This window comes from Acetivibrio sp. (assembly GCF_035371925.1).
In the GTDB taxonomy this organism is placed as follows: domain Bacteria; phylum Bacillota; class Clostridia; order Acetivibrionales; family Acetivibrionaceae; genus Hungateiclostridium.
Map to the genome: position 1 here is coordinate 1 of NZ_DAORXT010000108.1, position 8,855 is coordinate 8,855.

The 8,855-nt window shown below is 41.7% G+C and carries 10 protein-coding genes; all 10 read right to left on the minus strand.

Annotated features, from left to right (window positions below):
• Positions 1–52 precede the first annotated feature (52 nt).
• A complete protein-coding gene (locus tag PLH43_RS11955; RefSeq protein WP_324363402.1) occupies positions 53–808 on the minus strand; it encodes a F0F1 ATP synthase subunit A in 756 nt (251 codons plus the stop codon).
• Positions 809–1,088: 280 nt separating this feature from the next.
• Positions 1,089–2,243: a UDP-N-acetylglucosamine 2-epimerase (non-hydrolyzing) gene (wecB, locus tag PLH43_RS11960; protein ID WP_324363404.1), complete on the minus strand. Its 1,155-nt coding sequence runs from the start codon at positions 2,241–2,243 to the stop codon at positions 1,089–1,091.
• Between the two features lie 19 nt (positions 2,244–2,262).
• Positions 2,263–3,399, minus strand: coding sequence for an MraY family glycosyltransferase (locus PLH43_RS11965; RefSeq protein ID WP_324363406.1), 1,137 nt, complete (start codon positions 3,397–3,399; stop codon positions 2,263–2,265).
• Positions 3,400–3,481: 82 nt separating this feature from the next.
• Complete coding sequence (locus PLH43_RS11970) at positions 3,482–3,937, minus strand: cytidine/deoxycytidylate deaminase family protein (RefSeq protein WP_324363408.1); 456 nt, start codon at positions 3,935–3,937, stop codon at positions 3,482–3,484.
• Positions 3,938–3,966: 29 nt separating this feature from the next.
• Complete coding sequence (gene upp / locus PLH43_RS11975; protein WP_324363410.1) at positions 3,967–4,596, minus strand: uracil phosphoribosyltransferase; 630 nt, start codon at positions 4,594–4,596, stop codon at positions 3,967–3,969.
• A gap of 15 nt (positions 4,597–4,611) precedes the next feature.
• On the minus strand, positions 4,612–5,061 hold the full coding sequence (rpiB, locus tag PLH43_RS11980) for a ribose 5-phosphate isomerase B (RefSeq protein WP_324363411.1): 450 nt from the start codon (positions 5,059–5,061) through the stop codon (positions 4,612–4,614).
• Between the two features lie 97 nt (positions 5,062–5,158).
• Positions 5,159–5,665 (minus strand): low molecular weight protein arginine phosphatase, encoded by a 507-nt coding sequence (locus PLH43_RS11985; RefSeq protein ID WP_324363413.1) that lies wholly within the window; start codon positions 5,663–5,665, stop codon positions 5,159–5,161.
• Positions 5,666–5,736: 71 nt separating this feature from the next.
• On the minus strand, positions 5,737–6,792 hold the full coding sequence (locus PLH43_RS11990) for an L-threonylcarbamoyladenylate synthase (RefSeq protein WP_324363415.1): 1,056 nt from the start codon (positions 6,790–6,792) through the stop codon (positions 5,737–5,739).
• Positions 6,793–6,865: 73 nt separating this feature from the next.
• Positions 6,866–7,606 carry a ZIP family metal transporter gene (locus PLH43_RS11995; RefSeq protein ID WP_324363417.1) on the minus strand — a complete coding sequence of 247 codons (741 nt, stop codon included), beginning with the start codon at positions 7,604–7,606 and terminating at the stop codon, positions 6,866–6,868.
• A gap of 67 nt (positions 7,607–7,673) precedes the next feature.
• Complete coding sequence (gene prfA, locus PLH43_RS12000; RefSeq protein WP_324363419.1) at positions 7,674–8,756, minus strand: peptide chain release factor 1; 1,083 nt, start codon at positions 8,754–8,756, stop codon at positions 7,674–7,676.
• Between the last annotated feature and the right edge of the window lie 99 nt (positions 8,757–8,855).

Consider the following 8,855-nt stretch of genomic DNA (forward strand, 5'->3'; position numbering starts at 1 on the left):
GCCTGGCATCTTCTTTTTCAAAGATCATTTTGTTTCATTACAGGAATGCTCCTTACTCAATCGCCTCACCGATATAAATTGAAGTCAGAAATGCAAATACATAAGCCTGCAGGATACCGTCAAACAAATCAAAATATATACTTAAAAACGCCGGTAAAACAGCCGGTAATGCAAAATACACAAGCTCCATGATAATTACGGCACCCAAAATATTTCCAAACATACGAAAGCACAAAGATACAGGTCTTATCACGTAGTCAAGCATCTTAAAAGGAAGCATCAGGGGCACAGGTTCCACAAAGCTCTTTAACCAACCCCGCATCTTCTTTACCTTTATTCCGGCCAAGGCCACCGCCACCATTGACATCAATGCCAACGTCAATGTTACGTTTACATCCTTAGTAGGAGGCCTTATGGCAAAATTCAAATCCTTAAAGTATTCAATTCCCGTCCAGTGATAAATATCTTCACTTGAAGGTATGACATTAAAAATAGCTATTATATTTGAAACAACCAAAAACATCAAAACAGTACCTATATATGGGGCAAACAGCTTCCCGTTGTGTCCCATGGAGTCATTTGCAAAATTGTATACAAACTCCACAATGACCTCAACTACACTTTGCTTACCCTCCGGGATTGTCTTAAGCTTTCTTGTGAAAACAAGAGAAAAAATTATAAGAGCCGCCATCACAATCCACATCATGACCACCGAATCGGTAATTGACATATCAAAGCCAAAAACAGAAATGTCAATGAGTTTATTTGGCTTTATTAATTTCTGTAATTCGCTTGCAAACTCTCCCATCCAAATTCGCCTTCTTATTTAACCTAATTTTATGTATTCTTACTTAAGTTATTATCGTCACATTTTACTTATATATTATAACAAATATAAAAAAATATATTAAAAAACGCCAACAAGCTCATCGTTTCGGCTTCTTCGGCAAAACTCTTAAATATACATAAATGTATTCAGCTGTAATTAAATAACAATCATCTCAATGTTTAAAAAGATATTATCACAGAGTTATTTTCTATTCAATAGCTATTTTAAGCAAATTAAATCTATTTTTTACCTCTATAGTTTATATTTTAACACTAAATCCCTCAGGCTTTGTTTTTGACAATCCGAATTCAAATAAGAGCGCCTTAACGATTCTCTCGGAAGCAAAACCATCTCCGTAGGGGTTAACCGCTTTTGCCATTTTGTCGTATTCTTTCTCGTTTATTAAAAGCTCCTCAGTCAAACGTATAATGTTTTCTCTTTCGGTTCCTGCAAGTTTAACCGTACCGGCCTTTACCGCCTCCGGCCTTTCTGTCTCGTTCCTTAGCACCAGCACGGGTTTGCCCAGCGACGGAGCCTCTTCCTGAAGTCCTCCGGAATCCGTCATGATAAGATAGGACCTTGCCATCAAATTATGCATATCCTGTACATCCAAAGGGTCAATCAAGTGCACTCTCTTGTGGCTTCCGAGAACTTCTTTCGCCACTTCCTGCACCGCAGGGTTTAAGTGCACAGGATATACTATCTGTACATCGCTAAAACAGTCGGCTATATGTTTTAGAGCCTCGCAAATGTTGCGCAGAGGCTCACCGAGATTTTCCCTTCTATGGGCCGTGACGGTTATAATTCTCTTACCGAAATCAAGCTTTCCAAGACTCTCATTCGCAAAATTATAGTTTTCCGCCACAGTGGTTTTTATAGCATCAATTACAGTATTTCCGGTTATATATATTTTGCTTTCGTCCACACCTTCCCGGACAAGATTATCCCTGTTGGTCACAGTCGGAGCAAAATGCAAATCGGATATCACGCCGGTAAGCCGCCGGTTTATTTCCTCGGGATAGGGAAAATATTTATCATAGGTACGAAGTCCTGCCTCCACATGTCCCACGCTGATTTTTTTGTAGAATGCGGCAAGACTTCCCACAAAGGTAGTGGTAGTATCTCCGTGAACCAGCACTATATCGGGCTTTGCTTTGTCAAGAATAACGCTCAAGCCCTCTAAGGCCCTTGTGGTTATATCTATCAGTGTTTGTTTATCCTTCATTATGTCAAGGTCGTAATCTGCGTCTATATTAAACATTCCCAGCACCTGATCAAGCATCTGCCTGTGCTGCGCCGTAACGCAAACAATAGTCTCGATTTGACTGCACTTTTTGAGCTCATTAACCAAAGGCGCCATTTTTATAGCTTCAGGCCTGGTACCGAAAACAGTCATTACTCTTAATTTCTTCAATTTTTATTCTCCTTGCTGTCTACTGTTTTTTCAGGTCTTTAATTTCATTGACAACCGGACTTACAAACTCTTCCTTTGGGCTGTATTTTTCGGGTATCTCCACATCATCCATTTCCAGCATGTATCTTGCTCCGCCGATTACAAAAGCGGCAACGGTTATTACAAGTATAATGGCACTGACAAAGCCTTTGTCTGCCAAAACTATGGCACTAAGTCCCAATGCTCCGCTCAAGGAATACATAACCAGCACCGTCTGCTTTTGACTGTATCCCATATCTATGAGCTTGTGATGCAAATGTCCCCTGTCCGGCTGCATGATAGGCTTTCTGTTCAAAGCCCTTCTAAATATTGTAGATATCGTATCAAACAGCGGAAGTCCCAACACAAGCAGTGGCACGGCAATCGAAAGGGCCGCATAGGATTTGAGCATGCCTTGTATGGATATAACCGCCAAGGTGAAGCCCAAAAATGTAGCTCCGGTATCACCCATGAATATCTTGGCAGGGTTGAAATTGTACGGCAAAAATCCTAAAGTGGCACCTGCCAGCATCACTGTAATAATTGCGCTCCCTGCATCGCCTGTAATAAGTGAAACAAAGAACAAAGAAAGATATGATATGGATGATATTCCGGCTGCAAGACCATCCAAACCGTCAATCAAATTGATTGCATTGGTCACACCGACTATCCACAAAATAGTAAGAGGATAGGAAACAAAATCATTAAACTGGGTCGTGCCCCCTTCTGCAAAGGGGTTTGTAATATTCACAATTCTGATATCCGATATAAATACAACCGAAAGAGCAGCAATTATCTGAAAAACCAACTTGAGTTTGGGCCCTAGCTGCTTTATATCGTCAACAATACCAATGCCAACTATAATAAAAGCACCGATAAGCATTCCCAAAAGCTGCCTAGTCGGCATGATTCCCTTCATATTAAGATATGTACTTAACAATCCAAACAATAATGAAACTATAAAGCCCGTAAATATTGCCAACCCCCCGAGCCTTGCAACAGGCTTTTTATGCATTCTCCTTGCATCCTTCGGCACATCGACAGCACCTACACGAAAGGCTATTTTTTTTGCAATCGGTGTAGATGAGAACGCTACAATAAACGCCAATGCAAAGAATATGATATATTCATAAAGCACAATCAACACCCTCTTTTTTTATTTGTACCCTTAATCTTTTGTATATAAAATTTGTCTTTCGTTATGCTCCGTAAAATCAATATCAGGTTTTTGTATCGTTTTCAAACCTCACAACTCTGATACCGGCTTCTTTCAATATTTCCATGGAAAGTTCGTCCGGATAGTCGCCTTTGAATACAATCTTTTTTATTCCCGCATTTATAGCCATTTTAGCACATAATATACAGGGCTGATTTGTGACATACAGTGTACCTCCGTTCACACTTGTGCCGGAGTATGCAGCCTGGACAATTGCATTCTGTTCAGCGTGTATCGCCCTGCAAAGCTCGTGCCTCTGTCCGGAAGGTACTTTGAGTTTCTCCCTGAGACAACCGATCTCACTGCAGTGCTTGCAGCCAACCGGTGCTCCGTTATAGCCTGTTGCAAGAATCCTCTTGTCCTTGACAATCAAAGCACCAACTTGTCGCCTGAGGCATGTGGACCTGGATTTGATAAGCTCAACTATCTCCATAAAATATTCGTCCCAAGACGGTCTCATAAGCTTTCCCCCGTTAATTGTCAAAAGTCTTATTTGGTGCCAAAAAGTCTGTCACCTGCATCTCCCAATCCCGGAATTATATATCCATGGTCATTTAATTTATCGTCTACAGCAGCACAATATATTAATACATCCGGATGGTCCTCATTTATTCTCTTTATACCGTCCGAAGATGCAATGAGGCACACCAGCTTTATGCCGGTTACGCCTTTTTCCTTTAAATATTTTATTGCCGCAGATGCAGAACCGCCGGTCGCAAGCATAGGGTCGAGTACCACAATCTCTCTTTCGGCTATATCTGAAGGAAGCTTGCAGTAATACTCCACCGGCTGAAGGGTTTCAGGATCCCTGTACAAACCTATATGTCCCACTCTTGCCATAGGCAAAAGCTTCAGCATGCCGTCAACCATACCCAATCCGGCTCTCAGAATCGGAACAAAGCCAAGCTTTTTGCCGGATATAATCTTTGCTTTGGCCACACCGACAGGGGTCTCAATCTCTACTTCCTTAAGCGGCATATTTCTTGTTACTTCATAACCCATCAACATGGATATTTCGGAAACCAGCTCGCGAAATTCCTTGGTCTGGGTGTTTTTATCCCTCAATAATGATATCTTATGCTGAATTAACGGATGTTCCATAACAAAAACATTATTCATAAAATATTATCTCTCCTATTTGCTGTATTTTTTTTCAATCTCACCGATTTTGGCAACCCTGGTTGCGTGCCTTCCGCCTTGAAATTCAGCTTTGAGCCAAGCATCAACAATATCTATAGCAAGGTCAAGGCCGACAACCCTCTCTCCCAAAGCCAGTATATTTGCATCATTATGCTCCCTGCTCATTCTTGCCATGAAGCTGTTGGTACATACAGCAGCCCTTATCCCGGGAACTTTGTTTGCGGATATCGATATGCCAAGTCCGGTACCGCATATTACAATACCCCTTTCACACTCTCCGTTTTTTACAGCTTCCGCAACCTTAAGTCCAAAATCCGGATAATCCACCGACTCATTTCCGCATGTCCCAAAGTCTATAACCTCATATCCTCTTTTTTTGAGATAGTCTGCTATTTCGCTTTTTAAGTTGTAACCTCCGTGATCGCTTCCAATTCCTATTTTCATAGTTTCCTCCAAGAATATATTTTATAGTATTAGCATGCTTATGTCAAAGACTGTTTTAATTCAAAAAAAGTCCTTTAGCTTTAAGACACAGCACAAATTATTCCTTAAACTTAATTATTATCCTATCCAAAGCATCCTTTATTTCTTTGGCACATATCTTGTATACCTCTTCAGGAAAACCGTAAGGGTCGCTAATATCCATATTATGCCTGCGATTATGCTCATGCCCCATAAAGTCGCCGTTTTCGTCATCCCCATAGGCATATTCTTTTATCGTATAGGTTTTGTCCGCAGCACCGGGAAACATTCTCAAAACCGCATTCTTATGCTCCTCAGTCATTGTCAGTATTATATAGGCACTTTCCACATCACTTTTTGAAATTCTTCTCGCCTTGTGGGAAGAAATATCAACATTGTACTCTTCTTTTAAAACTTTTATCGCTCTCGGATTGGCACAGTCATTTTCAAAAGCTGAAATACCGGCCGAAAAAGCCCTGAAATCTTTTAAATCCTCTTTGCCGTTCTCCACTATATGGTTAAAAAGGCCTTCTGCCATACTGCTTCTGCAAGTATTTCCGGTACACACAAAAAGTACTTTTTTCATATTGCAGCTCCTTTGAAGTTTACAATTTCAATAATCTTTTGTTCATTTTTCAATGGCTTGTCAAAAAGACATTATGTAACTTTTATTATATTATATCCGGCAGCTTTTTTCATCCTGTTCATCACCGCCAGTCCAATTCCTTCATTATCAATTGCTTCTGCAAGTATAACTCTTATACCAATATCGTCAAAATCTCTAAAAGCCTTAAACAAGTTTGCCGCAATCGTAGCGGGCTCCAATCTGTCACCCAGTGTAATTAAGGGTACGCCTTTGTAGAGCTCCTTTGTCTGTTTCGTTGCAAGCACTCCCACAGGAATATCCTTGCTTTGATACTCCATTATAAGACTGTTAATCTTTTCCGCAACCTTTAATGGCTCTCCCTCAACAACAATTACATCGGCCTTTGGAGAATAATGGGTATATTTCATTCCCGGAGCCTTAGGTACAAAATCCCCCGAGGGCTTTTTCATTAACGAAGGATCCATAGCCACATTTCCTAAAACCTCTTTCAATTGCTCAAAGGAGACTCCCCCAGGCCTTAAAATTACAGGTATATCAGTGGTAACATCCAAAACCGTGGATTCAACACCGATATCGGCGCTGCCGCCGTCGATTATAACATCCACTCTGCCGTTCAAATCGTCGATAACATGCTTTGACACGGTTGGGCTTGGCTTTCCCGACAAGTTGGCACTGGGAGCGGCTATGGGAATACCCGCTTCCCTTATCAACGCCAGGGCTATGGGGTGCGCCGGTGCTCTCAGGCCGACAGTGGAAAGTCCCGCTGTGATAACAGAGGGTATTTTATCGGATTTTGGAAGAACAAGGGTAAGGGGTCCCGGCCAGAACCTGTCCATTAAAATTCCAGCCTGTGGGGATATAGCCGCAGCCAGCCCGTCAACATATTCCCTTCCTGTTATATGAACAATCAAAGGATTGTCCGAGGGCCTCCCCTTAGCTTCAAAAATCTTCTTTACGGCATTTTCATTTAATGCATCGGCCCCAAGACCATAAACCGTTTCGGTAGGAAAGGCCACAATACCTCCCTCTCTTAAGACCTTTGCAGCATATTTTATTTTTTCATTATCAATATTGTCCGGTTGTATCTTTAGTATCTCTGTTTTCACTTTACTACTCCTACCCGTGCTTCTTTACGCAAAATTATAAAGAAGCCTTTAAAACTTGCAATTAGGTTTACTTTTAATTTAGTAACGTAACTATTATACCACAAATAATCCCCAAAACATTCCCTATTGATGATAATCTGCCCAAATATAGTTTTTTTGACTCTACAACCAATTCCCCGTATACCACATAAAGCATTGCTCCTGCGGCAAATCCAAGACAAACACCGATGAATTTTGAGGATATTCCTCCAAGAAGTGCCCCTGCCAAAGCTCCAATCCCCATAGGAACTCCGGAAAGCACTGTAATGACAAAGGCCTTTGACCTGCTAAAGCCTCCTGCACGCATCGGAACTGCCATGGCAATTCCTTCGGGAATATCATGTATCATAATGACAGAAGTTATCATCACTCCCAAGCTTATTGAAGCACCAAATCCCGAGCCCACTGCAAAGCCCTCGGGAAAATTATGGAGTGCTATTCCCACCGCCATCAGTATACCGGTTCTTAGAAGACTTGAGCTGCTTTTTTTAGGTTTTGCATTCTCATATCGCAGCATCAACTCTTCCACCATCATCATGGTCATAACTCCCGCAAACACTCCTGCCAAAGTGAAGGTTCTTCCCCCGTAAGTAAATGCTTCCGGAATAAGCTCAAAACACACCACAGATGTCATCAATCCGGCGGAAAGCTCGAGTATAAAGCTTAGAAAGCGCCGGTTCACGTCCTTAACAAAAAAAGCCGTTAAGCCTCCGATACCCGTTCCCGTAATACCTGAGACAAGGCCAATCAAAGTAACTTTTATCAAATAATTCACAATTATCCCCCTGCTTTTTAATCTTATTAACATTCTATTCTAGCGGGGGACAAATTATTATACTATATTAATTTTCACTATCTTCTGCACCGTTGCCGAGCCTTTCGGCCTGATCCGTTGTAATCAGTGCGTCTATTATCTCATCAATATCTCCGTCAAGTATATCATCTATTTTGTAAAGAGTAAGTCCAATCCTGTGGTCCGTAACCCTGCCCTGAGGGAAATTGTACGTTCTAATCCTCTCACTTCTGTCACCGGTACCCACCTGGCTCTTTCTCTCCTGGGCAATCTCGCTGTTCTGCTGTTCCTGAGCCATTTCATAAAGTTTGGACCTGAGCACTTTCATTGCCTTTTCCCTGTTTTTATGCTGGGACCTCTGATCCTGACAGCTGACAACCAGTCCTGTGGGTAAATGCGTTATTCTTATGGCCGATTCGGTCTTGTTAATATGCTGTCCGCCGGCACCGGAAGCTCTATAGGTGTCAATTCTCAAGTCATTGGGGTTTATATCCACATCAACCTCTTCAACCTCCGGCAGTACGGCCACTGTAACTGTGGACGTATGCACCCTTCCATTGGCTTCCGTAGCAGGAATCCTCTGAACCCTGTGCACGCCGCTTTCAAATTTCAACCTGCTGTATGCCCCGCTTCCTTCAATGGAAAATGTTACTTCCTTGAACCCGCCTATTTCCGTTGGATTGGAATCAAGCATTTCTGTTTTCCATCCATTTCTCTCGGCATATCGGGTATACATTCTAAACAAATCTCCGGCAAACAGAGCAGCCTCTTCGCCTCCTGCGCCACCTCTGATTTCAACAATAACGTTTTTTTCATCATTGGGGTCCTTGGGAAGAAGAAGTATTTTCATCTCCTTTTCCAAAGCTTCCAGCCTTTCCTCCGCTTGCTCAAGCTCCATTTCAACCATTTCGCGAAATTCTTTGTCCAGCTTCTCACCAAGCAATTCTTTGGCATCTGAAATTTCCTTGGTTACCTTTTTATACTCATTGTATTTTGTCACGAGCACTTCCAGCTCCGAATGTTCCTTCATAAGCTTTTTGTATTCATCCTGGTTTGCTATTACAGCCGGGTCGCTTAATCTGTGATTTATTTCATCATATCTGTTTTCTGCCGCCTGAAACTTCTCAAACATACCGCACCTCTTACATTATCATTATTAAAATCCATAATCACATATTATACCATGAATCTGTGATTTATTCTACACAAAAATGCATACTTTAACATCCCT

Coding starts and splice junctions, on each gene's coding strand:
- PLH43_RS11955 (WP_324363402.1), bottom strand. CDS start 808: ATGGGAGAGTTTGCAAGCGAATTACAGAAATTAATAAAGCCAAATAAA.
- prfA (WP_324363419.1), bottom strand. CDS start 8,756: ATGTTTGAGAAGTTTCAGGCGGCAGAAAACAGATATGATGAAATAAAT.
- rpiB (WP_324363411.1), bottom strand. CDS start 5,061: ATGAAAATAGGAATTGGAAGCGATCACGGAGGTTACAACTTAAAAAGC.
- PLH43_RS11985 (WP_324363413.1), bottom strand. CDS start 5,665: ATGAAAAAAGTACTTTTTGTGTGTACCGGAAATACTTGCAGAAGCAGT.
- PLH43_RS11970 (WP_324363408.1), bottom strand. CDS start 3,937: ATGAGACCGTCTTGGGACGAATATTTTATGGAGATAGTTGAGCTTATC.
- upp (WP_324363410.1), bottom strand. CDS start 4,596: ATGAATAATGTTTTTGTTATGGAACATCCGTTAATTCAGCATAAGATA.